General features: G+C 53.1%; 27 protein-coding genes. 17 read left to right on the plus strand and 10 right to left on the minus strand.

Annotated elements, in window-relative coordinates; genetic code table 11:
* Positions 1-29 precede the first annotated feature (29 nt).
* From IT781_RS15295 to IT781_RS15305, 3 genes are read right to left on the minus strand one after another with little or no spacing between them, the layout of a single operon-like run.
* Positions 30-2,342 (minus strand): MMPL family transporter, encoded by a 2,313-nt coding sequence (locus IT781_RS15295; RefSeq protein WP_228779194.1) that lies wholly within the window; start codon positions 2,340-2,342, stop codon positions 30-32.
* Entirely contained in the window at positions 2,323-2,907 is a 585-nt protein-coding gene (locus IT781_RS15300; protein ID WP_194971045.1) for an outer membrane lipoprotein carrier protein LolA, read from the minus strand. The genes IT781_RS15295 and IT781_RS15300 overlap by 20 nt, the downstream gene beginning before the upstream one ends.
* Positions 2,904-3,326 carry a thioesterase family protein gene (locus IT781_RS15305; RefSeq protein ID WP_194971046.1) on the minus strand — a complete coding sequence of 141 codons (423 nt, stop codon included), beginning with the start codon at positions 3,324-3,326 and terminating at the stop codon, positions 2,904-2,906. The genes IT781_RS15300 and IT781_RS15305 overlap by 4 nt, the downstream gene beginning before the upstream one ends.
* 346 nt (positions 3,327-3,672) lie before the next feature.
* On the opposite strand from IT781_RS15305, the gene IT781_RS15310 reads away from it, so the two are divergent.
* Complete coding sequence (locus IT781_RS15310) at positions 3,673-4,695, plus strand: restriction endonuclease (RefSeq protein ID WP_194971047.1); 1,023 nt, start codon at positions 3,673-3,675, stop codon at positions 4,693-4,695.
* Positions 4,696-4,788: 93 nt separating this feature from the next.
* The gene (locus IT781_RS15315) at positions 4,789-5,319 is read left to right on the plus strand and encodes a transposase (RefSeq protein WP_194971048.1); all 531 of its coding nucleotides are present in this window, start codon (positions 4,789-4,791) and stop codon (positions 5,317-5,319) included.
* Between the two features lie 68 nt (positions 5,320-5,387).
* Here the strand turns inward: IT781_RS15315 and IT781_RS15320 are convergent, their stop codons facing one another.
* Positions 5,388-5,984, minus strand: a complete 597-nt coding sequence (locus IT781_RS15320) for a hypothetical protein (RefSeq protein WP_194971049.1) — start codon at positions 5,982-5,984, stop codon at positions 5,388-5,390.
* A 464-nt stretch (positions 5,985-6,448) separates the two neighbouring features.
* Here IT781_RS15320 and IT781_RS15325 point away from each other — a divergent pair, with 464 nt between their 5' ends.
* The 5 genes from IT781_RS15325 to IT781_RS15345 all read left to right on the plus strand — a co-directional run bounded on the left by IT781_RS15325 (position 6,449) and on the right by IT781_RS15345 (position 9,805).
* Positions 6,449-6,586, plus strand: coding sequence for a hypothetical protein (locus IT781_RS15325; RefSeq protein WP_194971050.1), 138 nt, complete (start codon positions 6,449-6,451; stop codon positions 6,584-6,586).
* A gap of 62 nt (positions 6,587-6,648) precedes the next feature.
* Positions 6,649-7,464, plus strand: coding sequence for an SAM-dependent methyltransferase (locus tag IT781_RS15330; protein WP_194971051.1), 816 nt, complete (start codon positions 6,649-6,651; stop codon positions 7,462-7,464).
* A 21-nt stretch (positions 7,465-7,485) separates the two neighbouring features.
* Positions 7,486-7,734, plus strand: a complete 249-nt coding sequence (locus IT781_RS15335; protein WP_194971052.1) for a hypothetical protein — start codon at positions 7,486-7,488, stop codon at positions 7,732-7,734.
* A 268-nt stretch (positions 7,735-8,002) separates the two neighbouring features.
* Positions 8,003-8,416, plus strand: a complete 414-nt coding sequence (gene rnk / locus IT781_RS15340) for a nucleoside diphosphate kinase regulator (protein ID WP_194971053.1) — start codon at positions 8,003-8,005, stop codon at positions 8,414-8,416.
* Positions 8,417-8,761: 345 nt separating this feature from the next.
* Positions 8,762-9,805 carry an SDR family oxidoreductase gene (locus tag IT781_RS15345; protein WP_194971054.1) on the plus strand — a complete coding sequence of 348 codons (1,044 nt, stop codon included), beginning with the start codon at positions 8,762-8,764 and terminating at the stop codon, positions 9,803-9,805.
* A 139-nt stretch (positions 9,806-9,944) separates the two neighbouring features.
* On the opposite strand, the gene IT781_RS15350 is transcribed toward IT781_RS15345, so the two are convergent.
* Together IT781_RS15350 and IT781_RS15355 are read right to left on the minus strand one after the other, a co-directional pair.
* Entirely contained in the window at positions 9,945-10,415 is a 471-nt protein-coding gene (locus tag IT781_RS15350; RefSeq protein WP_194971055.1) for a GNAT family N-acetyltransferase, read from the minus strand.
* Positions 10,416-10,646: 231 nt separating this feature from the next.
* Positions 10,647-11,339, minus strand: coding sequence for a VPLPA-CTERM sorting domain-containing protein (locus IT781_RS15355; protein WP_194971056.1), 693 nt, complete (start codon positions 11,337-11,339; stop codon positions 10,647-10,649).
* A gap of 338 nt (positions 11,340-11,677) precedes the next feature.
* Between IT781_RS15355 and atpD the strand changes: the two genes are divergently transcribed.
* The 10 genes from atpD (at position 11,678) to IT781_RS15405 (ending at position 19,303) form a co-directional block, all read left to right on the plus strand.
* Complete coding sequence (atpD, locus tag IT781_RS15360) at positions 11,678-13,072, plus strand: F0F1 ATP synthase subunit beta (RefSeq protein WP_194971057.1); 1,395 nt, start codon at positions 11,678-11,680, stop codon at positions 13,070-13,072.
* Positions 13,069-13,470, plus strand: a complete 402-nt coding sequence (locus IT781_RS15365; RefSeq protein WP_194971058.1) for a F0F1 ATP synthase subunit epsilon — start codon at positions 13,069-13,071, stop codon at positions 13,468-13,470. The genes atpD and IT781_RS15365 overlap by 4 nt, the downstream gene beginning before the upstream one ends.
* Positions 13,467-13,739: an AtpZ/AtpI family protein gene (locus IT781_RS15370; protein WP_194971059.1), complete on the plus strand. Its 273-nt coding sequence runs from the start codon at positions 13,467-13,469 to the stop codon at positions 13,737-13,739. Before IT781_RS15365 ends, IT781_RS15370 begins: the two co-directional genes overlap by 4 nt.
* A gap of 34 nt (positions 13,740-13,773) precedes the next feature.
* A complete protein-coding gene (locus IT781_RS15375; protein WP_194971060.1) occupies positions 13,774-14,445 on the plus strand; it encodes a F0F1 ATP synthase subunit A in 672 nt (223 codons plus the stop codon).
* Positions 14,442-14,708 (plus strand): ATP synthase F0 subunit C, encoded by a 267-nt coding sequence (atpE, locus tag IT781_RS15380; RefSeq protein WP_194971061.1) that lies wholly within the window; start codon positions 14,442-14,444, stop codon positions 14,706-14,708. The genes IT781_RS15375 and atpE overlap by 4 nt, the downstream gene beginning before the upstream one ends.
* 15 nt (positions 14,709-14,723) lie before the next feature.
* A complete protein-coding gene (locus IT781_RS15385; RefSeq protein WP_194971062.1) occupies positions 14,724-15,473 on the plus strand; it encodes a F0F1 ATP synthase subunit delta in 750 nt (249 codons plus the stop codon).
* Complete coding sequence (locus tag IT781_RS15390; protein WP_194971063.1) at positions 15,460-16,959, plus strand: F0F1 ATP synthase subunit alpha; 1,500 nt, start codon at positions 15,460-15,462, stop codon at positions 16,957-16,959. The genes IT781_RS15385 and IT781_RS15390 overlap by 14 nt, the downstream gene beginning before the upstream one ends.
* Positions 16,956-17,777 (plus strand): FoF1 ATP synthase subunit gamma, encoded by an 822-nt coding sequence (locus IT781_RS15395; protein WP_194971064.1) that lies wholly within the window; start codon positions 16,956-16,958, stop codon positions 17,775-17,777. Before IT781_RS15390 ends, IT781_RS15395 begins: the two co-directional genes overlap by 4 nt.
* A 276-nt stretch (positions 17,778-18,053) precedes the next feature.
* Entirely contained in the window at positions 18,054-18,584 is a 531-nt protein-coding gene (locus tag IT781_RS15400) for a GNAT family N-acetyltransferase (RefSeq protein ID WP_194971065.1), read from the plus strand.
* A complete protein-coding gene (locus IT781_RS15405) occupies positions 18,581-19,303 on the plus strand; it encodes a reverse transcriptase-like protein (protein WP_194971066.1) in 723 nt (240 codons plus the stop codon). The genes IT781_RS15400 and IT781_RS15405 overlap by 4 nt, the downstream gene beginning before the upstream one ends.
* Positions 19,304-19,316: 13 nt before the next feature.
* On the opposite strand, the gene IT781_RS15410 is transcribed toward IT781_RS15405, so the two are convergent.
* The 4 genes from IT781_RS15410 to IT781_RS15425 all read right to left on the minus strand — a co-directional run bounded on the left by IT781_RS15410 (position 19,317) and on the right by IT781_RS15425 (position 22,556).
* A complete protein-coding gene (locus tag IT781_RS15410; RefSeq protein ID WP_194971067.1) occupies positions 19,317-20,474 on the minus strand; it encodes a YbdK family carboxylate-amine ligase in 1,158 nt (385 codons plus the stop codon).
* A complete protein-coding gene (locus IT781_RS15415) occupies positions 20,455-21,633 on the minus strand; it encodes a M20 family metallopeptidase (RefSeq protein ID WP_194971068.1) in 1,179 nt (392 codons plus the stop codon). The genes IT781_RS15410 and IT781_RS15415 overlap by 20 nt, the downstream gene beginning before the upstream one ends.
* Before the next feature lie 165 nt (positions 21,634-21,798).
* Positions 21,799-22,125 (minus strand): hypothetical protein, encoded by a 327-nt coding sequence (locus IT781_RS15420; protein WP_194971069.1) that lies wholly within the window; start codon positions 22,123-22,125, stop codon positions 21,799-21,801.
* Positions 22,122-22,556: a hypothetical protein gene (locus IT781_RS15425; protein ID WP_194971070.1), complete on the minus strand. Its 435-nt coding sequence runs from the start codon at positions 22,554-22,556 to the stop codon at positions 22,122-22,124. Before IT781_RS15425 ends, IT781_RS15420 begins: the two co-directional genes overlap by 4 nt.
* Between the last annotated feature and the right edge of the window lie 209 nt (positions 22,557-22,765).

Here is a 22,765-nt window from a genome sequence, read left to right on the forward strand (position 1 = left end):
GATCAGTTCCCGACGGTTGCGGATCGCCCTTATCGTGTCTGTTTACCCACCAGCGGCGCCAGCAGCAAGGCCGTCAGAATGCCGGCCGCGACGGTAAAGCCGAAGGCGTGGACGATAGCTGTGGAGCTGACGGCCAGCAGACCGAAAGACAGCAGCGTCGTGATGGCCGACAGCGTGACGGCCAGCGAGGTGCTGGACCGTTCATCTTCGGCCAGAAAGAAGAAGATGCCGTAGTCCACGCCTATGCCCAGCACCAGCAGCAGCGCGAACAGGTTGAACAGGCTGAACAGCTGGTCAAACCAGCCCAGCATGGACAGGGAAACGGCTGTCGCGAAAACAGGCACGGAAATGATCATCAGCGCATTGCGCCAGCCGAATTTGAGTGCCAATCCTATCAGTACAATGCCGTAGGCGGCGATCAGCAGAGCGCTGGCGCTGGTCCGGTAGCGCTCGAACAGCGACGAGAGCTGGGTCGCCTGGTCCACCCAGCGTACGCCCTGCAAGTCGTTCAGCTGCGACAGGGCATTTAGATTCTTGATGTCGGTTAATGACACGGTACTTATACAACGACCGGCATCGCAGCCCAGCCAGTGAATTTTCCGGGCTTCATCGGCGCTGTCGAGCCATTCGGCCAGGCTGATGCGGCTGTTTTCGGCGGCTTTAAACCGCTGCTGTTCTGCGGCAATGGCCTGCTCGTCAAAGCCCAGCTCCGCCATGTAGCGTTTCAGCAGGCCGGCCTCATAGAACGTCCGTTTCAGCAGATGATAATTGTCGCGCTGCGTGTCCGGGTCAGGCCAGTAGCGGCTGAGGCCGTCGTAAGACTCCATTGCGCCCTGTTGTTTCAGGGTTTCAAGACGCGCCAGCAACGCCTGCTCGTTCCGATGCCAGTCCTGCGGGTCTTTTCCGGACACCAGAAAAAATTGGCTGTCGGCTCTCACAGGCAGCAACTGCCGGATTTTCTGATCGGCCGCCAGGCGTTCGGTGGAGGCCGACTGCAACAGGCGCACGTCATCGCGCGGCGTCAGCTGCCAGAGCCCGCCCGCAACTGCCGCAATCGCCACCGGCGCGAGCCAGGCTCGGTTTCTCAGCAGCCAGACCCGCCAGTGCTGTTGCCAATAATTCGTCAGCCGTAGCATGGTCGGCTTGTGCGCAGGCTTGAAGCCCGTCAGCAGCAGCGGGAACAGCAGGACCACGGTGGCCCAGGCGCCGATCAGGCCGATGACCGAGAAAAACGCAATCTCCTGCAGGAGAGGAAACGGCGCGACGCCCAGGCTGGCGTAGCTGACCAGGCTGGTTCCCAGATCCAGCGTGATGCCCAGCAGGATGTACTGCAATCCCTTGGCAGGCGCCCAGTTTTCCGAACTGAAGCTGCTGCAGAAATAATGCAGCGCATAGTCGATGCCGACGCCGATCAGGCTGGCGCCGAACACCAAGGTCAGGAGGTGGATTTTGCCGAACACCATGATGCTGACAACCAGCGCCGCAAACGTGCTGGCCGCGATGCCTAAACAGGACAGCAGCAGCGGCCGGGCGCTGCGGAAGGTCAGCAGCAACAGCAGGATGCCGAGCGTGGAGCCGATGCTGACGATGGCGATCTCGCGTTGCGCGCTGTGCGAGCCCTCGGCCGTGAACAGCGGCATGCCGGTCGCGAGCAGTTCGCCGCCGGCTGCCTCGATCCGGCCTTGCGCGCCATTCATGAGCTCCCGCAATACATCCAGATTGTCCAGATGCAGCTTGTTGTCGGCCATGTCAGCGATCAGCAGCGCCCAGAAGCGGCCGCCGTCCTGCACGAGCACCACGCCCTGTTCCAGCGTGAACCGGCCCGGATTCTGGGCGTTGAAGTAGCGGCTGAACAGCAGCAGCGGGTCGCGTTCGAGATTCGCCGCCTGCAGTTGCCCGAGCGGGCTGTAGAGCATTTCCAGATTGCGGCCTATAAGCGTCTCGGGCTGGGCCAGCAGCATGCCGCGCGTCTGCGCATCAAGCAGTTGGTAACGGTAAACGAACAGCTGCTGATAACGTTTGGCAAAGTCCTGCTGATCCACCTGCAGCCGGATATCCTTGAACAGGCCGCTTTGCTCGAACCGTTCCTTAAGCTGGCCGGCATAGGCGATCGCTTGCGGCGCCGAACCCGCGCCGGTCAGACAGATGACCTTGCCGTTGATAAGTTCGTTATGTTGGCGTACGGCCTGGGCGATTTCAGGCTGCTGTTCGGTGGCCGGCAACAGCGCCAGGAAGCCTGTTTCCAGCCAGTCTGCCGTCAACAGGCGGCTGCCGGCGAAGCCCAGCGCCAGCAAGCCCAGCAGCCAGACGAATGCGGCTGTCCTAGGGCGATAAATGCGCAAAATCGGCTTCTTCTCCGGCGGTTAAGCGTTCGGGATGAATGATGTTTTGAAAGTGCAATATGCTGCTGTTGCCGTTGCTCTCGAAGATTTCCAGCTCGCGCAGTTCATGGTCGCCGGACAATTGCATCCGGCTGATGACTTTCTTCATCATCTCGTCCTTGGGCACAAGGCTGACCTGCCAGGCTATCTTTCTGACCGTTCCGTTGATGTCGAACGCCGTGGCCAGTTGCGACAGGTCCGCGCCCAGCATGGCCTGGAACACCTTGCCGAACGCCGCCGGAACGGGCTGTTCGCCCTGCTCCGTCCACAGGCGCGTGTCGCTGATCAAGAGCAGCGACGGCACGGGCGACAGCGTTTTCCAGGCGATGCCGCGGCTTTTATGGTAAATGAACGTGCCGTTCGAAATCAGCGGCTTGCGCAATACTTTCAGCTGCTTGGTCTGCTCAAAGGCGCCGCGCGTAATCGTGGCTTTGGTCAGACGGGCATGAATTTGATCGAGCAGCTCATCGGCCATGCAGACATTGACTGTTAATAGAAATAGCACCAGGGCTTTCAAATAAATCACGAAACCTCCACGCCCAGCTTCTCAAGCAGAATGCCCGGCGATTCAAAACACATTTCATCCTTGGCCAGATTGACGGCCACTTGAATGCTGTAGCCTTTGGTCAGCCTGTCGCCGGTTTCCTTGTCGACGATCAGATAATTGATTTTCAGCCGGTTTTCCCATTCGACAATCTCCGCTTTTACGGTGATGACCTGTTCGAAAGCGGCCGGCTTGATATAACGCATGCGCAGATCGATCACGGGCCACGAGTAGCCCGAATCGCGCATTTGCCGATAATTGTAGCCGATCTGGTCCAGCAGGGCACAGCGCGCGATCTCAAAATACCGGACGTAATGGCCGTGCCAGACGATTTCCATCATGTCGACGTCGTGGAAGGGGATTTTCAGGTCGATAGCGGTTTGGCGGATTGGATCAGTCATGCCGGTTTATCCAACGGCTCGAGCAAATCCTGAAATTTATGGTTAGTCATTTACTGTTCTTTGTTTTCTGCTTGTTCTGCCAGGCTGGCAATATTTCCAGCTCAGGCTTGGTAGTTTAGTCTGTAAAAATTAAGAAAATTATAAAACTATTTGCCCGCTCTACACGGTTTTATAATCATCAATTCGAAAATATATGTGGAATTGGAAAAACTTCAAAACGAAGATCTACGGGAAAAAGATCGTTCCCACGCCGGAGCCTGAACGATATAAATTTAGTTTAATAGATCGAGTTTACTGCGTTTTTGCCTGCTCTGAACGTTTTATATTTAATAATTGGAAAACAAAAATGGAAAAATTAACCGAAAACCGGTGTTATCTGATCCGGACTAAACGTCATTTCGTAGATAGAGGTCTTGTTGCTATAGGATGGAGTAACATTGACTTCACGCAATATTCAAACTCTAAAGAGATCGTCGAAGCAATTAGTAATAAGTACATGATCGGTCGGAGAGCAAATCAAATTCGTCGTTTTGTTAATATGAAACAGGGAGATACCATAGTTATCCCACTTTCCATGGCAGTCGCAATCGGTTCTGTAAAGGATGATAATCTTATTTATTCGCCAGAAGATAAAGCAAAAGATCGAGCAAATCAGAGGCGCATTAATTTTTTTAAAAATAGTAATGGGGAACTTGCCCTTATCCCACGAAAATCATTCGCTACTGCATTTCAGAGCAGATTAAGAGCGCCAGGAATAATTGTTAATGACATCAGTGAATTCAAAGGACAGCTTGACAAAATCATTAATGATTTAGAGTCAAGTAAAAGTTTTTCATGGAGCAACCGAGCTCGTCAGGAAATAGAAAAGCTTGAAGAGGAGTTCAAATCGATGCTTTTAAAAAACATTAGAAACGGAAAGACAAATCTTCAAGCTGGCGGCATTGGATTGGAGCACCTTGTAAAGGAGCTCCTCAAGGTAGAAGGATATGAAGCAGATGTTCTAAGTAAAAGAGCATTTTCGAGTTTTGCAGATGCTGATGTTAAAGCATCAAAATCAGATAGATTCACGCAAACAAATTTACTGATACAAGTTAAACACCATCAAGGGACAACAGGTCATTGGGGAATCTGGCAATTAAAAGAAATCAAAAACCAATCCAAAATTGACTATTCTGATCACCAGCTAGTGCTAGTTACGTCAGCATCAGTTAGTGAGAAGCTGCGCGAAGATGCCAACGAGTTAGATATCACTGTTATTGATGGAAAAGGATTAGTTGACTGGATTTTTGATTGTCTTGAGGAATTGCCAGAAATGACGAAAATAAAACTTGGTATTTGTGAAGTTCCTCGAACCATTGAGTATCTATAGAATCGCCAGCATTTTATCATCGTTCCCACGCTCCGGCGTGGGAATGCCGATCAAGACGCTCCTGCGTCAACTAATCAATACAAAAAATCACCCATGGGCAGAAGCCGTTACTTTATTACCGAACCCGACAAGCCGCATTTTTTAACCTGTACGGTGCTGGAATGGCTGCCGGTTTTCACCCGCCCGGAAACCGTGCAAATCGTGCTCGACTGCTGGCGCTACCAACGGGAACATCAGGGCTTGCGGCTATACGGTTATGTCGTTCTGGAAAACCATCTGCATTTTGTAGCGCAGGCAAACCGGCTGGATAAATGCGTCAGCAGCTTTAAATCCTATACGGCGCGACGCATCATTGATTATTTGGAAGCGCGCCAGGTCAAGCTGTTACTGACGCGGTTAAGCTTTTCCAAAAGGGCGCATAAGATTGACCGCAAGTATCAGTTCTGGCAGGAAGGCGTTCATGCCGAGCTCATTTTCAGCGAGACCATGATGAGGGAAAAGCTCGAATATATTCATGCTAATCCCGTTAAACGCGGTTATGTGGATCTGCCTGAGCATTGGCGCTATTCCAGCGCCAGAAACTATACGGGATTGGCAGGTCTGATCGACATCGATTCGTGGTGAAAGGCGACGCTGGAGCGTCTTAGGATGCATTCCCACGCCGGAGCGTGGGAACGATGTCGCTGCTGCGGCTAAATTTGTATCAATAACGAAGAGACGGCCCGAAAATAGAGCTCGAGCAGCTCCGACAGCAGGTAATGAATAGAGGCTTCCAGTGTTTCAGCAGGCTGCTTCATGAGTTGGCCGAGCAGGCTGCCTAAGGCGTAATAACCGCTTACCAATGCCGCTTCAGCCGCTTCGGTCGCCGCAGCAAGGTAAGCTGTGACAGGCTGGATTGCTGCCGCTGCAGTGGCTTCAGGATTTTCCATGAAATTCTGTAGATAAAGCTGTGTTTCCCGCCCCGCATCGGCTACATTGACAACAAGCTGTTGGTAAGAGGTCTGTACTTTCGGCAACAGCTCTTCGTTGATTTGTGCGTGAAGTTCGGCAGCGCGGCCAGCGGCCTGACCATACCAGGCTGCCAGGGTTGGCCCCGGTTGTTCATACAACTGTTTGGCCGATGACGCTATCAGCGTATGGCTATCGATCAGCGCTGTGCGGATATCCTGATACAGCACCTGCAACTGGGCATTCAACTGTGCATAGAGCTTCGATGTCGGCAAAAACAACTTGTTTTCCAGATCGAGATCTTGAGGGAATTGAAAGTTTTGATTATCGAAAAAAATCATAACACTCCTTAAATAATTCAACCTTGGATTTAATGTGCCGAAAAAGAATGCGGGCAAGGGAGCCCGCATTTGAAGGGAAGGATAAAAAAACTCCGGTTCTCGTAAAGAGCGCATACAAGAGTCAGGGAGAGTGTATTCATCCCGGAACTCTTTGAAAATGCGACATGATGACGCGCGACAATATGCCTCTATAGCTGGCATGCAATCTGCACCGTATTAAAGGTTTTGCCTTCGGAAAACCAGTACCGTAGCGGCTTTGCCTCTGATTGAAGTGTTTAAAATAGGGCATTTGTCGCACTAAAACTGTGTGATTCCACACATTCTTCAAACAAAACATCATCAAATGCATGAGACGGAAGCTGATGCGCCGGATTGATCCGGGCTTGAAAAATGCTTAAAATGATTTCTAACATGGATAATAAGCGGCAATGGCTGCTTCCACATCAGGCATACAAGGAGCTTTCATGCCCGTACTTCTGCAATCTTCATTCGCACCGCTGCTGATCGCGCCGGTTGCCTTTCTGAGCCCGAACTTCTCTCACGCCCTGCACGGACGCTCTAGCGGCCTTAATCGTGATTACTGCCGGCGGATGCGCCGTTGACCGTGAATATCTGCAACAAAAAACGCGACCAAAACCTTTACCTCCACCCAAAAAAGGACACTATGAAACCGATATCCAATACCGCTTTTTATTGCTGCGGGGTCCGCATGCAGGATGCCGAAACTGCAAACCCGGTCTGCCGAGACACCTACGCCAGGGTTTTTATGGATGAGCGCGGCTTGAACATTTTTTCCGCTTTCAAAGAGGAAACTAATCCCAATGCCGGCAACGTGGCAAGGCATAGGATTATCGACGACTGCATACGGCAGGCGCTGGCCGAGAATCCCGATTTAAAGATCATCCTGATCGGCGCCGGCTTTGACAGCCGCGCCTACCGGCTTGACGGCGGCGTATGGATCGAACTGGATGAGCCGCAAATCATCGCCTATAAAAACGAGCGGCTGCCGGTTGATGCATGCAAAAACCGGCTGCAGCGCATCGCGATCGATTTTGAAACCGAGTCGCTGAAAGAGAAACTGCAGGCATTTTCCACCGATGAGCCCGTCATGGTTGTCATAGAAGGCGTTTTTATTTATCTGCAAGAAGATGCCATCAGGCAGACTCTGCAAACCTTGCGCCGGTTGTTTCCGGCGCATAAACTGGTCTGCGACCTCATGACGGAAAAGTTTTTCAACAAATACAGCTACACCCTGCAGCAGAAATTGGGCAAGTTGGGCGCCGATTTCAGGTTTACCTTATCAAATCCTGCCGAATTATTCTGCCGCTGCGGCTATCAGATCGTTCAAAAGCATTCCATCGCCGGCAAAGCCGTGGAATACGGAGCGGTAAAAGCGCCCATGCTGCTGTTTAACGTTTTTATGAGAACACTGGTGCATGGCTATTCGATTTTTGTCTTTGAACGGGCACTTAGGCGATAACCATTTGTAGGAATTGATCTTTTGTTTAACCCAAAGCGCGGGCAACTCGATACAGGATTATCTGTCAGTGAAAATCAGGGAGTCGGCAGGACCGAATACGGGCTGGAACTGCCGCCCAAAATCTTCAAGGCAATGCAAGGCGAGTTTCTGGATATGGTAAAAATAACGCCCATGCAGGTTGATCTGCGGGCCGAAGTCAAAAGTCCCGGCGGCAAGCTGCTGGCGACTTGCACATCCAGTTCCGCTGTTATGAGGAGATTGAAGGGTTGATGAAGCAGGTTACTCATCACGCATTATCTTCATGAATCAAACTGCAAAAAAGGTATGCGATGCATACCCTACCTGGCTGTCGGGCAAAAGAGGCTATGCCGGATTAGCTTGTACACCCTGAGTTATTCGTCTGAACTGGCAACAATAAAAACGATCAATTGAAACATCACGAAAGACAGACGGTAAATTAAGTTATACGAACATTTGATGTTATATACGTCATGTTAGGCTTATGCATTCGTACTAACAGAAACCTAAGAGACCTGAAATGTATATGAAACCGAAATTGATAATCTCGTCGCTAGACGCGGAACGGCTCGATAGTCTTATTGATTCATTACCGGGCAAGTCTTTTCCGGGAAAGGACGAGTTGGAGCGTGAGCTGGCGCGTGCGGAAATAGTAGATCCGGAGGATGTCCCGCTCACAGTGGTAACGATGAATTCCACTGTGAGGTTTGAAATCGAATCTTCGTCCGAGGAGTTCTGCCTGAGGCTTGTCTATCCCAAGGATATTGACGCTTCGGGCGAGAGGATTTCCATTCTTGCGCCTGTTGGCAGCGCCTTGCTTGGGCTTTCTCAAGGCGATGAAATCGAATGGCCCAAGCCGGGCGGTGGTGTATTGCGAGTGCGCATCAAGGAAATTACCTATCAACCCGAACGTGCCGGCGTGCATCATCGTTGAGCGGCCCGCCGGCCCAAAGCGCAGCAGGCTCTTGCGCTTCCGGTTCGGCTGTTATGAGAAGACTGAAAGATCAAGCCCGCACCCATAACGCCGTCGAGCTAACTGTCAAAACCTGCGGGTACTTTACCGGATGTCGGTTGGATACCGCACGGAAATTTTCTGATAAAGGACTAACCTTGTTTGCCCGTTAGAAATGCCAGCTGTTGCCGCTGAATAAAAAAATTCATGGGCTTGAAGCGAGGCATCGATGCTGTGTGCTGATTCAGTTGGTATTTTCTGATGAGTTAACCTCCCGTCTTGTAACAAGGCGAATGTAAACCGGAGACACAGACACGAGGCAAGCATATGAATTTAAAACCGTTAGCAGAACAAACTCTGGTGATTACGGGCGCCACTTCAGGTATCGGCCTGACGACGGCGCGTCTGGCGGCGAAAGAGGGCGCCAAAGTGGCCCTTGTTGCACGGAATGAGAAAGCGCTGCGCGATTTGACGGATGAAATAATCGCCGCTGGCGGACAGGCCATTTATGCGGTTGCGGACGTGGCCAACAAAAGTGCGCTGCAGGCCGCATCGGATAAAGCCATCGCCGAGTTTGGCGGTTATGACACTTGGGTGAATAATGCGGGCGTCTCCATTTACGGACGAATAATGGACGTGCCGGAGGAAGATTTGCGCCGTTTGTTCGAAACGAATCTGTGGGGCGTGGTCAACGGCTCCAAGATCGCCGTGGAGCATTTGCGCAGCAAAGGCGGAGCGCTCATTAATGTAGGCAGCGAAGCTTCCGATGCTTCCTTGCCGCTGCAAGGCCTTTATGCGGCTTCAAAACACGCCGTCAAAGGGTTCACCAACAGTCTGCGCATAGAACTTGAAGCTGATGGCCTGCCGGTATCCGTGACGCTGATTAAACCGACAGCGATTCACACGCCATTTCCTGAGGATGCAAGAAATTACCTGCCGTATGAGCCGAAGCTGCCGGTGCCGGTGTATGCGCCGGAGCTCGTCGCCGAAGCTATCCTTTACTGCGCTGAACACGCGAAACGGGAATTTTTTGTCGGCGACATGGCGAAGCTTAATTCTGCCATGGCCCTGCACACGCCCCGCCTCTATGAGAAAATGAATGAAGCCATGATCGATTCAAGGCAGAACTCGGGCAAAAAGGCAGAGGCAAACCGGTCTGACGGCCTTTATGCAACCAATTCCAGACTGCATGAGCGAGGCGCGGAAGAGCGCTTCGTTTTGGAAAATAGCCTGTATCAACAAACCAAATTTCATCCTCTTCTATGGAGTATGTTAATGGTCGGCGGCGCTTTTCTGGCGGGGTTATATATCAAGGAACGCGGCTCATTTGCCGAGATTAAGCCGAAGAAGCTGGTAGCGGCTGTAAAATAATTACCGACAATCAGCTCATCGGCTTTTGTGAGTATCGGCACAAACGCCTGGCTGGCAGGTTCATCTTGACACGGGGCGGCTTGCCAGGAGCGCAACGGAAGAGAACGCAGCCTTTCAAAGCAATCTCCAGGCTTGTCCATTACAGGCCTGCCTTGAGCTTGCGGCCGCCTGTAATAGCGAATCCTTCCCGCTCGTAAAAGCCAAGCGTTCTTTCAAACTGGGGAAGAGGCGGCGTCGTGACTTCGAGCCGGGTCCACTCCTTCGCCGCGGCAAGCTCTCTTGCCCTGTCGATGAGTTTTTTACCGACGCCTTTTGAACGGTATTGAGGGCGTACATAAAGCTCCGCTATTGTTCCAAACGCTCCTTCAGCATAGAGCGCATAGCTTTCATAAAGCGCTATGAATCCCACCGGCTTGCCTGCGTCTTCTGCCATAAACACGAAGTATTTCTGATCCACCAAAAACTGCCGCAGTCTTTCCGCAGTTTGGTTACGATCAAAGTTGAAAGCTTTTACATCGATTCTGCTTATTATTTCTGCCAGCAGCTGTCCCACCATTTCTGCTATGTCAGGGGATTGTTCCGGCGTTGCCGGCTTAATCGCAATAGTCATTTTCGATCTTCCTTAAGGCTATAAGAGGCGCCGACATGTGGAAGCGCATCGGTTGCAATTGATGTATCTCATCCCGGGATACATCCTGTCAAACTAACGATGGCGGCCGGCAATATTCCACAGACGAGAAGAGAAATAAAAACCCGCCGCAGCTTTCGCCGGGCAGGTTTCTTTATAGTGCGGAAATCTTAGGTTTCCGGCTGAACAGGCCGTGCCATTTCGGTTGATATCTTAGGCTGTGCGGCGTTTGCCGAAAACGCCCAATCCGGCCAGTGCCGAACCGAATAACCAGAAGGCGGCAGGAACGGGTACGGGCGAAGGATCATTTACGCCAACGCCAAAGTCGGCCGCATCAATGAAGTTGCCGATAGCCGGGTTACCGCCTGCCGCCGAAATCGAGACATATGAGAAACGAAGGGTATTGCCTAATGCAACGATGGGTGCCAGGCCATCGCTGGTGTAAAAGCCCCAGGCCGTGTTGCCATCGCTGTATTGGCTACTGAACAATGTAATATCGTCCCCGCTTCCGAACAGGTTGTCAGCACCCAGGTCAACGATATCCAATTGCATGGTGTCGACGCCTAGCCTGCCGCGGTGAGCGAAATGAAAGTCAACAATGCTGTTCGTTGCGATGCCGGCAACATCCTGGTAGAGCGCGGATACCTGATTGGCGTTCAATTCCGCAAACTGGGCGCCATCATAAGCGGCGACTCCTTGAAAGTTATCGCTCCATAACTCAATTTGGTGGTCAGTAGCGGTGGTTTTCCAGCCTATTCCTTCGGTGCTGTCAGAGTAGAGCGTCCAGTCGGCAGTACCCGGCGTAAAACGCGGCGTTTCAAAGCTGCCATTAATAAATGCGGCGTTGGCATTGAGTGACAGCATCAGTCCCAATGCCAATAGCGTTAAGGAATGTTTTTTCTTCATTTTTAAATCCTGATTATTATTAAAGTATTTGAATTGAGCGTATGCTTGATCTCTTGCCATCGCAAAAGATGACGGGCATACCTGCCACATAGGCAGGCCGCTAGGCTAGACCATATTTTTAATTTGTGTTGAGAAGCATCTCACAGAATCGGATTAATGGCAGGCGACTTTCCGGTTCAGAGGTAAAAATGCATGATTCTTCATAGACACAAAACTTGGGCATCTCCCGTTGCCGTGAGGACTGCGTTTTGTAATACTAATAATCAAGGCGCGGAGGAGTTATTCCGGAAGATGAAAGCGTCGGGCGCATCCATCATCAATCAGCGGAGCGAGTACCATTGAATAGTTTGCCGGTTAAACAAGAAGATCGACATCCGATCGGGATCATCGCCGAAATTCATGGCCCTGTGGTCATTATCGACTGCGACCGGCTACCGCCCTTGCGCCAGGCTTTATGCACCCGTTTCGATCATACCGTCTACATGTTCGAAGTGCATCAGCATCTCGATGAAAGGCATGTCAGGGCGATTACGCTGCACGGCACGGCGGGCCTGAGCCGGGGCTTGACTGTTTACGACACCGGCGCGCCGCTGCAGCTTCCCGTTTCCAAGCAATGCCTGGGGCGGTTATTGAACATCTTCGGCGAGCCGCTGGACGGCGGCAGTCCGCTGCCTCAAACTGAATTCCGTAATATCCATTCGAAACCGCTGGCCTTGTCGGAAGCGACCGGCATCAGCGGCATTCTGCAGACCGGCATCAAGGTCATCGATCTGCTGTGCCCTTTCGTCAAAGGCGGCAAAACCGGGCTGTTCGGCGGCGCCGGTGTCGGCAAAACGGTACTGGTGATGGAATTCATCCATGCAGTTTCGGCGATTCACCAGGGCGTTTCCGTGTTTGCCGGCGTCGGCGAGCGCATTCGCGAAGCCCATGAATTATGGCGGGAAATGGAGCAGGCCAAGGTCATGTCCGACACCCTGATGGTGTTCGGGCAAATGGACGAATCGCCCGGCGTGCGCTTCCGCGTCGGACTGTCGGCTCTGACTTATGCCGAATACCTGCGCGATACCCTGCACAAGGAAGTCCTGTTCGTGATGGACAACGTCTTCCGGTTCGTGCAGGCCGGCAGCGAGGTATCGAGCCTGCTCGGCCGCATGCCGGCCACGGTGGGTTACCAGCCGACCCTGACCACGGAAGTCGCCGAGCTGCAGGACCGCATTCTGTCCAGCCGTCACGGCTCCATCACATCGGTTCAGGCCGTCTACGTGCCGGCGGACGATATGACCGATCCGGCGGTCAGCGCCATTCTCAGCCATCTGGATACCACCGTCATCCTGTCCCGGGACCAGGCCAGCAAAGGCATTTATCCTGCCGTAGACCCGCTGCGCTCCGGCAGTCATCTGATGGACCGCCATACTCTGGGCGACCGCCATTACAACGTGGCCGAAAGTGTGCGCGAACATCTGGCGCGCTATGAGGAACTGGAAGATATCATCGCCATGCTGGGCATCGAGGAATTGTCCGAACGGGACCGGAAAATCGTCATGCGCGCCCGCAAATTGCAGCGCTATCTGACCCAGCCGTTTGCGGTTCTGGCCCAGCACACCCGGCAAACCGGCGTCTCGGTTCCGCTTGAGCAGACCTTGACCGACTGCGAGGCTTTTCTGGCCGGGGATTATGATGACTTGCCCGAAGCCCAGTGTTATATGCGCGGCAGCATGCAGGAACCGGCATGAAAGCATTCGCACTGCAATTATACGATGCCACCCAGGAACAGCGCATAACGGGCGTGACGGCCTTCATCGGCGAGGATGCGTCGGGCAACTTCGGCATTCGCGCCAACCATGCCCGGTTCATGACCACGCTCGTCTTCGGTCTGGCGCGCTTTCGGCAAGGGGAGGGGGATTGGCAATACCTGGCATTGCCCGGCGCAGTCCTGTATTTCAACAATAACGAGCTGACACTCAGCACGCGGCGCTTCATGGTAGATACAGATCTCGACCGCATCAGCGCATTACTGGAACAGCAATTCATAGCCGAGGAAGATGATCTGCGCGCGACCAAGACCAGCCTGCAAAAAATGGAACAGGCCATGCTGGCCCGGCTCCGGGCGCTCAAGTGGGAAATGCTATGACGCACCGGCGACGATTAAAACAGCAGGTAGACAATCAGGTCAAACGTATGAAAAAGGCGGAGCGAGAACGCCCGAATCTGCTTGCGCAAACGGTCTTTCTCGGAACGCTTGGATTGGTCATGGTACTGCCCATCATCGGCGGCGTCTACCTGGGCCACTGGCTGGACAGCATTATGCCGGGCTCTCCGATATGCTGGACTTTCAGCCTGATGTTTGCCGGTATTGTGGTCGGCATTTTTAACGTTTATTTTCTCATTCAAAATAAATAGAGTTTTTGAATGGCCTCTTTGGTAAGGTTGAATCATGGAAAGTGAATTTGTTTTTGAGCTCGGGCCGCTGGCTGTCAGTTTATCCATCCTGACCACCTGGGGCATCATGCTGTCCGCTGCAGTGCTGTCCTGGCTTGCCACACGGCATCTGGACATGATGCCGGGCCCGCTGCAAACGGTGGTGGAAGGCGTCGTTTCCGCGCTGGAGGAAGCCATTTCCGCGGTCGAGCCGGTGTACGGCCGGCAGATCATGCCTTTTATCGCAACCTTATGGCTGTTTCTGATTGTCGCCAATCTGCTCAGCTTAATACCCGGCCTGCATTCGCCGACACGCGATCTTTCGGTCACTTCGGCGCTGGCCGTGCTGGTGTTTTTTTCGGTGCACTGGTTCGGCATCAAGATCCAAGGGCTTAAAAAATACCTGCATCATTACCTGGCGCCCAGCCCGATTTTGCTGCCTTTTCACATCATCAGCGAATTGACCCGAACGCTGGCGCTGGCGATTCGTCTGTTCGGCAACATGATGAGTCTGGAAATGGCGGCGATGCTCATTTTGCTGGTCGCAGGTTTTCTCGCGCCGGTGCCGATTCTGATGCTGCATATTATCGAAGCGCTGGTGCAGGCTTATATCTTTGGCATGTTAGCACTGATTTATCTGGCCGGTGCGATACAATCCCAACAATTCAATAGACAGGAACAGTTATGACAGACATCGCCTTAATCGTGTTCGGCTCCACCATTGCCGCCATTATCGGCATCGCCATAGGCGTCATGATGCCGGCGCTGGCCATGGGAAAAGCGATCAGCAGCGCGCTGGAGTCACTGGCCCGTCAGCCGGAATCGGAACAGTCGCTCATGCGGACGTTGTTTATCGGACTGGCGATGATCGAATCGCTGGCTATCTATTGTCTGGTGATTATTCTGATCGTCTTGTTCAGAAACCCATTGCTCGAGCTCATCGCCAAGTAATCAATCCAGACAATCATGGAATTCAACTTCACCACCTTTGCGCTTGAAATCGCCAATTTCCTGATTCTGATCTGGATCCTGCAACGGCTTTTCTATAAGCCGGTGTTGGCCGTCATTGCCCGGCGCAAACAGCACATCGACCAGACACTGGCCGATGCCCAGAAATTGCGGCAGGAAGCCGAAGATTTGCGCCAACACTATGAAAACCGGCAAAACGAGTGGGAGAAGGAAAAACAGGCCGCGTTTGGCGTACTGCGGCGGGAAATCGAGGCCGAAAGAAAAACGCAAATGGACCAGCTGCAGGCCGATCTTGAGCAGGAGCGGCAAAAAGCCAAAGTCATCCTGTCCCGGCAGCAGCATGATATTCAGCGTCAAGCTGAAGAAAAAGCGCTGCAGAACGGCGCCCGCTTTGCCAGTCTGGTGCTGCGGCAATCCGCCGGCCCCGAACTGGAAGCGCGCTTGTGCGCCATGCTGCTGGAGCATTTCAATGAGTTGCCCGAGGAATGCAAGCGCTGCCTGAAAATGCTAGACGCTGAAAAATCGGTGTCCATCCTCATTACCAGCGCCTATCCCCTTCCGGACGAGTTAAGGCAAAAGCTGGAGCAAAAGCTGGGGGCGCTCATCGACAGGCCCGATGTGTTTCATTATGCCCAGGATGCCGAGCTGATCGCCGGCCTGCGCATCGACATCGGCGCCTGGGTCCTGCACGCCAACCTGCAGCATGAACTGGCCGGTTTTGCCGAGATTGATCATGGATCTGATTGAGCCCGAAGCTGCCGACCTGGTAAACAAGCAAAGCGCCTGGCTGGATCAGTACCAACCGGGGCTTCGGGTCACCGAACAAGGCACAGTCGTAACGGTCGGGGACGGCATTACTTGGATCAAGGGACTGCCTTCGGCAGCCATCGAAGATATCCTGGTTTTCGGCGACGGCAGCCGGGCCATGGTGTTCGACCTCAACCGCGACCTGGTGGGAGCGATCCTGCTGTATGAAACCGAAGCGCTGACAGCCGGCACGCTGGTCCGTCTGTCAAAAAACGCGCCCAGCATACCGGTCGGAGACACTTTCATCGGCAGGGTGGTCGATCCCTTGGGTGCGCCGCTTGACGGCAGCCCCGCTCCGGCCTCCGTCGGGCGGAGCTGTCTGGAAAAAGCATCGCCGCCGATTATCGCCCGGGATTTTGTTCATAAACCGCTGTATACCGGCATTAAAATCATCGACACCCTGATTCCGATCGGCAGAGGCCAGCGGCAATTGCTGATCGGCGACGAGGGCCTGGGCCGCAGTTCGATCGCGATCGACACCGTGATCAATCAGAAAGACAAAAATGTGGTCTGCATTTATGTGCTGATCGGCCAGAAGCGATCGACCGTGGTAAAGACCATTGAAACCTTGAGAAAACAAGGCGCCATGGACTACACCGTCTGCGTCGTGGCCGAAGCCAGCGCCTTGCCTGGCCTGCAATATATTGCGCCGTTCGCCGGTTGCGCGCTGGCCGAACACTGGATGGCGCAGGGTCGCGACACGCTGGTCATCTATGACGATTTGTCGACCCACGCCAGGACCTACCGCGAACTGTCCCTGTTGTTGCGCCGCCCGCCCGGGCGCGAAGCCTATCCTGGCGATGTTTTCTTCGTGCATTCCCGGCTGCTGGAACGCTCGACCTGCCTGAATGCCGAAAACGGCGGCGGCAGCATGACGGCCCTGCCCATCGTCGAAACCCAGCAAGGCGAAATTGCCTCCTATATTCCTACTAATCTGATCTCCATTACCGACGGCCAGATCTATCTGGATGCCAATCTGTTCGCATCGGGATTCCGCCCCGCCATCGACATCGCCAAGTCGGTCTCGCGGATAGGCGGCAAGGCCCAGCATCCGAGCATCAGCAGCCAAGCCGGACGCATGAAGCTGGATTATCTGCAGTTTCTGGAGCTGGAAGCCTTTTCCCGGTTCGGCCAGCGCCTGGAGGCCTCGATGGAGGCACGGATTCAACGCGGGCGCGTGCTGCGGGAAATTCTCAAGCAGGACCGGCTGAGTCCGCTCAGCAGTGCTTTTCAACTCGCCTGGCTGATCGCCTTCAACGAACACTTGTTCGACCAGGCCAAGCCGGAGGACATCAAAGATTTTCTGGCGCGGCTCCAGCGAGGCGTCAGCGGCACGGCGCTGACGCTGAACAGCAGCCCCGAGCAGTGGCTGCAGGCCATCAGAGACTGGCTGGGCATTAAGCCGGAGCCGGAGCCGCAGCCATGAGCCAGAGCCGGCGGCTGAAGCAGCATATTACCCAGATGGAGGACATCCGGAGTATTTTAAACTCGATGAAAAATCTCGCATTTATAGAAATTCATAAATTGCTCCGCTTTCAAACCATGCAGAACAAGGTCGTCGAAGCCATTGAAGATGCGGCCGCGGATTTCCTTACGTTTTACCCTTATGTACCGGATACCGCTGGCAGCGCGCCCCCTATCGTTATTGTGATCGGGTCCGAGCGAGGCCTTTGCGGTGATTTCAATGACAGTCTGATCAATGAAATGGCGACGACAGCCTACGCGGACGTCATTATTATCGGCAGCAGGCTGGCCAACAAGTGGCCGGATACCTATCCTGAACCGATGGCTACGATAGAAGGCGCCAATACGGCGGAAGAAGTCCCCGATGTCGTTAACCGTCTGCTCGGCACAGTTACTTCTTTGCAGGAAACGCGCGGTTTCTTTGAATTGAAAGCCATCTATCACGACAGCGCGCTTAACCGGCTCTCTCATCTGACCCTGTTGCCGCCTTTTCAGGAAGCCGCTCAGAGCCATCCCCGCTCCGGTTTTCCGCCGTTGCTGAACCTTGATCCGGCCGATTTCTTCGCAGATATGGTGGAGCATTATTTATTCGCCGTCATGCATAAGCTCTGTTACACGTCGCTGATGGCGGAAAATCACCTGCGCTTGCAGCATCTGGACGGCGCGGTGCTGCATCTCGACAATGAAACGGTAAAACTGCGCCGGAAATTTCAGATCCATCGACAGGAAGAAATCACCGAGGAAATTGAAGTCATACTGTTGAATGTGGAAAATCTTTAAGGAAGCGGATGAATTCGGCGCTCCAACTTTATTAGGAGTATCTCGCACTCGGCCAATTTTTAGCCAAACTGATCCAAATGACTGAGTAATAAGGTTTTTGGGATGAATTCCCTGTTTTTTTAACAGAGTTATCCACAGTTTTTGTGGATAAGCTTGTGTTTCGTGAATGAAGTGAAAAAGCTTGTAAATACGGCAGCCAGACACGCTTTTCTGGCATTTTATTTGGCAACCCGCTGCTGATGGTTTGATTTCATTAACTTATCATAAGGATATCCCATGAACATAACTGAGCTTCAAACCTCCCGTACTATCCTCATTCCTTTTTCAACGGACCATGCAACGGAAGCATTCACATGGTTCGGTGATCCCGAAGTTATGAAATTCACGCCTTTCGGCCCGGATAAATCGGTTGATGCCACGCTTGACAGGATACGGCATTATCTTGAGCATCAGGCGCAATACGGTTTTGCGAAATGGATTATTCTTGAGCGCGGTTCAGGGAAGCCCATCGGCGACTCAGGTCTTATGTATTGCTCCGAATTAAAGCGTTTTGAGCTGGGATACCGGCTATTGCCGGACTATTGGAACAAAGGGCTGGCTACTGAAGCGGCATCGGCATGGGTGCAGCATGGCGCTCATGCTCTCGGCTTGAAATATCTGATGGCTTTCACTCATCTCGATAATTTTGCATCAATCCGGGTTCTGGAAAAAGTCGGCTTTAGATTCTCCCATCAGGCGTTTCTTATGGGGATGCCGAGCAAAGTATTTGCTCTCCCGGATAGTGCGGTAGGATGTGGTGAAGCATGAACCGCATCGCTCGCGATGCCGGCGACAGAGAGGCCATGGCAGCTGATCACGCCGTTCGGTACAATGCCATAAAAGACATGCATCATTGCCTTATGACACGGCAAACCCAGGCCCAACAACTCAACACACTTGTCGACAGTGCGCTTTTAGCTCCGACCGACGAGACTCGCAAAAAGCTCAGGCAGCTTGCCGAAGCCAGTGAACCCGGGCCGCTGGCCGAGCGGATCCGCAGGCGCGCCACGCTGTTGGCCAGGCGGCGAAACGCTGACCGTACGCCTCTGTTACGCTTGCGCGATGAACTGATCCTGGCCGTCTATGCCGCTGAGGTACCGAAGGGGTGGAGCTGCGGTTGGGCAGATGGGGCGAGCTTTGAAGCTAACGGGCGCCAGCAAGCCGGTATCGGCGGCCTGCTGGTGGACAGTGACGGCCTGGTCATTGAACGTATAAGCCGATCGATAGGGGAGAAAGGCGCCTTCGCCGCTGAACTGGCCGCACTGGCAGTCGTCATGCAATGCGCCACGGAAAGACAGCAAAAATGGCTATGGCTTTACACCGACAATCGGGGTTTGGTGCAGTTATGGGACGAACACCGCGGCGATAATCGGCTCAATGAGTTGCGCAGGCAGGCAGCAAGCCTGAAGCGGTTTATCCTTCGCGCTATCCCTCGCCTGCACAACCAGCCAGCCAATGCCCTGGCAAGGGCTGCGGTCCCACGGTAGACACGGCGGATATTCAGCGGGTTGCCAGCTCTTCCTCCAATTCCCTGACCAGCGTGGCGGCCACGGTTCTTAAGGAGCCGGTTTCCTGAAAAAGCCGACGTTGACGGAGATAGCTGGGTTTGTTGACAAGATGATTTTCCAGATGCCGCAGGTAGTCTGTGGTTCCCAGTTCAAGAGCGGTTGGAGCCAGCTTCTGGAAGGTCTCCTCAATCACTGCCTTGATAGGGCTGCTATGGTCTTGGTTATCGACAATATAGTCGGCATTCAGCCCCCAGCAGGAGGCGTTGAAATGATTCATCTTTTCCATCCACCAGTGCTGCGGAGGAAGATGGCCCAATGCTTTTTGTTCGTGGCAACGCAGGAGATAAACGATCAGGGTGTATGTCAACGCCGCCATCATGATGTTCTCGCGGACAGTGGGCAGCGCATCCATCACCCTGACTTCAAGGGTGCCGAAGCCGGGGGAAGGGCGAAGATCCCAGTGGATATCGCGGCAGATCAGGCTCAGCCCGGATTTACGGGTGTGGCTGAAGAATTCGGCAAAATCGCTCCAGGTACCGAAGCTTGGCGGCACGCCGTAATCTCTCATTATCGCCAGAAATCGCTGACGGAATGAGGAACAACCGGTATCTTCTCCTTCCCAAAAAGGCGAGCTGGCCGATAATGCCAATAAGATGGGCAAATAGGGCTTGAGCAGGGTCATGACGGCAAGTGCCACATCGCCGGAAGGCATCCCTACATGGACATGCAGGGCGAAGGTTTTCAGCCGGCGCGACAGATAGCTCATCTTCTCCCCGATGGCGAGATAACGCGGCCGCGGGGTAATGCCGACCGGACGCCGGCAGAAAGGATGGGTGCCGGCGGTACAAAGGGCCATGCCCAGCGCATCGCAACGTTCCTTCAACGTCCTGGCCAGCGACATCACATCCGCTTCCAATTCCCGGATGTTTGCGCATACCTTCGAGTTGATCTCAACGGAACATTGGGTCATTTCCGGCTTGATTGCCGGCGTTTCGGGATAGCTGTCCAACAGCGACGAGATGCCGTCCGTCAAGTCCAGCGTCAGAGGGTCCAGCAGCTGAAACTCGATTTCGATGCCTAGCGTGGCATCGGCGCAAGCTTTGAACTCAATGTCCGGATGAGTTGTATGCTCAGGATTCTTCTTGGGCATAGGCTCTGATCGCTTCCCTGGCGACCTCGTCGAAGAAGGCCGCTCCGACCTTCAAGGCTTCTTCATCAAAATCAAAGGCGGGACTGTGCAAGGGGATATTTTCCCAGCCTTCGCGCCGGGCGCCGAAACGGACGTAACAGCCCGGGATTTGCTTGAGATAATAGGCGAAATCTTCTGCCCCCATGCTCGGATTATCGATAGGGACCAGTCCCTGCTGCCCGACCACCTTAAGCGCTGCGAGTCTGGCGATCTCTGCCTCTTGCTGGGTATTGACCACGGGCGGGTAGCCTTCCGAAATTTCCACATCGACGACCGCGTTATGCAGAGCGCCGGTCGCTTTCGCTATGCGCTTGAGTCCTTCGATGATGTGTCTTCGCACCGGGCGCTCGGTGGTTCGAATCGTGCCCTGTAAAATAGCATGCTCGGCAATGACGTTGGCCGCCGTGCCGGCCTGTACCTGGCCGATAGTCACCACCGAAGGGTGAAACGGGCTGATTTCTCGCGACACCAGGGTCTGCACCGCCATGATCAGCAAACCGGCGACCACTACGGCATCTACGGCCTCATGAGGCCGCGCGCCATGCCCGCCGCGCCCGCGTATCCGGATGGTGAACTTGTCGGACTGGGCGGTAATTGTGCCATGGGCGACCATGATCTCGCCCACCCTGAACTGGCGCATCACATGACCGCCGAAGATTGCTTTCACACGGTCGAGCGCCCCGGACTGGATCATCACTTTGGCGCCGCCCCCTCGCTCTTCGGCAGGCTGGAAAATTAGCACCACGCGGCCTGGCGGCGGGTTTTCCTTGAGCATGGCCGCCGCTCCCAGGAGCATGGACATATGGCCGTCGTGGCCGCACGCATGCATCCTGCCCGGATTGACAGAGGCAAAAGGCAGTCCGGTCGTCTCGTCGCCGGGCAGGCCGTCCATATCCGCCCGCAATGCAATCGTCGGGCCGTCGTCCTGACCAGTGATCTTGCCGACAATGCCGCCGCCCACGCCGCCATATTCAAAAGGAATATCCAGACGCCGCAGTTCCTCCATGATGACCAGCGCGGTTCTCTCCTCCTCAAACGCCAGCTCCGGGTAGCGATGGAAGGTCCTGCGCAGTTCCACCATGCGGGGAAATATCGACTCAATCAATGTCAGCCGGCTCATAATCCTCCCACTGTCTTTCTATCTGAAAAATGAAGCTGTTGTTACGTTTGATTCAATTCACTGAGTAAGATTCCTCTAACGTTTAGACTCTGACCTATATCGTATAAATGTTGTGGATGGGACGAATACTAGGGTTGGCTTGCGTATGCGCCGATGCTGACTGACTCAGACGGTAGTTACAACTTTGTATGCTTGTCCTATGTACATAGTTGTTTTTTCGAATAGTCCCATTTGAATTTCTTGAAATGCGTCCTCATGGGCTCTGTCGTATTTTGCAGAGTCTTCGTCCCAAAATGGATACTTCAGAGATGCATTAAGCATTTCAATCCGAGCAACATCAATTAGTGCTTGGGCTTCTGTCTGAGAATTAAGAATTAGCTCCTCTTCAGTTCCTCTATTCAATACTTCAATTACAACAGGATATTTTCGTTCCATTGCAATCTGCTTCATTGTATTTTTTAACGACGCGGGGAAAGGGATTATCGTACTCATGATATTTTCACTCCAGTATATTCCATCATTTTTTCGAGTTCTTTTAGCTTTTCTACAAGTTCAGGTACAGTCATCTTCTTCTTGACATTCACAAGTGGGTGATCGATAGAATTGTAATTAATCACCAGATCTTCAGGAAGAGTCTTGTCTCTAGGCAGTCGCCAAACTTTTCCTCGTATCGGCAGATCTTTTAGTCGTTGCAGTGAGTTTGAAAAAGAGAGTCCTTTTGTTACATCGGGATAAACGACGTATTCTCCAAGGGTTTTATCGAATAAGATTTTAAAGTCAGCGGGTCTTACGGATTCTGCTCCATTTTCGCTTTTGTACATCTTAGGAGAGGCTTCATTACCTCCTCCTCGATATAGGCCCTGCGGGGCATTTGCTTTTGTGTAGACATCCCAAATGTCTTCTCGGTCAATTTGAATATACATTTCCAGTCCTGGTTTCGATTGGTTTGAAAAAAGTTCCGTACATCGAGTATTAGCTTTGAGATCATAGCAAAGCTTCTGTTCTATAGGGAATCCATCTTCCAAATTTTGCTGTCGTATTCTAACTTTTTTGTTATTCAGCTATTTATCAGTATATTAGGATAATGGTATGGACTCCTCCTCTTCCCTGCGGCATCACGATGTGCCAAAGT

This window comes from Methylobacter sp. BlB1, assembly GCF_015476545.1.
In the GTDB taxonomy this organism is placed as follows: domain Bacteria; phylum Pseudomonadota; class Gammaproteobacteria; order Methylococcales; family Methylomonadaceae; genus Methylobacter.

Bases quoted from the DNA above. Each gene is read 5' to 3' on its own strand.
- IT781_RS15305 (WP_194971046.1), bottom strand. From the start codon at position 3,326: ATGACTGATCCAATCCGCCAAACCGCTATCGACCTGAAAATCCCCTTC.
- IT781_RS15310 (WP_194971047.1), top strand. From the start codon at position 3,673: ATGGAAAAATTAACCGAAAACCGGTGTTATCTGATCCGGACTAAACGT.
- IT781_RS15315 (WP_194971048.1), top strand. From the start codon at position 4,789: ATGGGCAGAAGCCGTTACTTTATTACCGAACCCGACAAGCCGCATTTT.
- IT781_RS15320 (WP_194971049.1), bottom strand. From the start codon at position 5,984: ATGATTTTTTTCGATAATCAAAACTTTCAATTCCCTCAAGATCTCGAT.
- IT781_RS15325 (WP_194971050.1), top strand. From the start codon at position 6,449: ATGCCCGTACTTCTGCAATCTTCATTCGCACCGCTGCTGATCGCGCCG.
- IT781_RS15330 (WP_194971051.1), top strand. From the start codon at position 6,649: ATGAAACCGATATCCAATACCGCTTTTTATTGCTGCGGGGTCCGCATG.
- rnk (WP_194971053.1), top strand. From the start codon at position 8,003: ATGTATATGAAACCGAAATTGATAATCTCGTCGCTAGACGCGGAACGG.
- IT781_RS15345 (WP_194971054.1), top strand. From the start codon at position 8,762: ATGAATTTAAAACCGTTAGCAGAACAAACTCTGGTGATTACGGGCGCC.
- IT781_RS15350 (WP_194971055.1), bottom strand. From the start codon at position 10,415: ATGACTATTGCGATTAAGCCGGCAACGCCGGAACAATCCCCTGACATA.
- IT781_RS15355 (WP_194971056.1), bottom strand. From the start codon at position 11,339: ATGAAGAAAAAACATTCCTTAACGCTATTGGCATTGGGACTGATGCTG.
- IT781_RS15365 (WP_194971058.1), top strand. From the start codon at position 13,069: ATGAAAGCATTCGCACTGCAATTATACGATGCCACCCAGGAACAGCGC.
- IT781_RS15370 (WP_194971059.1), top strand. From the start codon at position 13,467: ATGACGCACCGGCGACGATTAAAACAGCAGGTAGACAATCAGGTCAAA.
- IT781_RS15375 (WP_194971060.1), top strand. From the start codon at position 13,774: ATGGAAAGTGAATTTGTTTTTGAGCTCGGGCCGCTGGCTGTCAGTTTA.
- atpE (WP_194971061.1), top strand. From the start codon at position 14,442: ATGACAGACATCGCCTTAATCGTGTTCGGCTCCACCATTGCCGCCATT.
- IT781_RS15385 (WP_194971062.1), top strand. From the start codon at position 14,724: ATGGAATTCAACTTCACCACCTTTGCGCTTGAAATCGCCAATTTCCTG.
- IT781_RS15390 (WP_194971063.1), top strand. From the start codon at position 15,460: ATGGATCTGATTGAGCCCGAAGCTGCCGACCTGGTAAACAAGCAAAGC.
- IT781_RS15395 (WP_194971064.1), top strand. From the start codon at position 16,956: ATGAGCCAGAGCCGGCGGCTGAAGCAGCATATTACCCAGATGGAGGAC.
- IT781_RS15400 (WP_194971065.1), top strand. From the start codon at position 18,054: ATGAACATAACTGAGCTTCAAACCTCCCGTACTATCCTCATTCCTTTT.
- IT781_RS15405 (WP_194971066.1), top strand. From the start codon at position 18,581: ATGAACCGCATCGCTCGCGATGCCGGCGACAGAGAGGCCATGGCAGCT.
- IT781_RS15410 (WP_194971067.1), bottom strand. From the start codon at position 20,474: ATGCCCAAGAAGAATCCTGAGCATACAACTCATCCGGACATTGAGTTC.
- IT781_RS15415 (WP_194971068.1), bottom strand. From the start codon at position 21,633: ATGAGCCGGCTGACATTGATTGAGTCGATATTTCCCCGCATGGTGGAA.
- IT781_RS15420 (WP_194971069.1), bottom strand. From the start codon at position 22,125: ATGAGTACGATAATCCCTTTCCCCGCGTCGTTAAAAAATACAATGAAG.
- IT781_RS15425 (WP_194971070.1), bottom strand. From the start codon at position 22,556: ATGTATATTCAAATTGACCGAGAAGACATTTGGGATGTCTACACAAAA.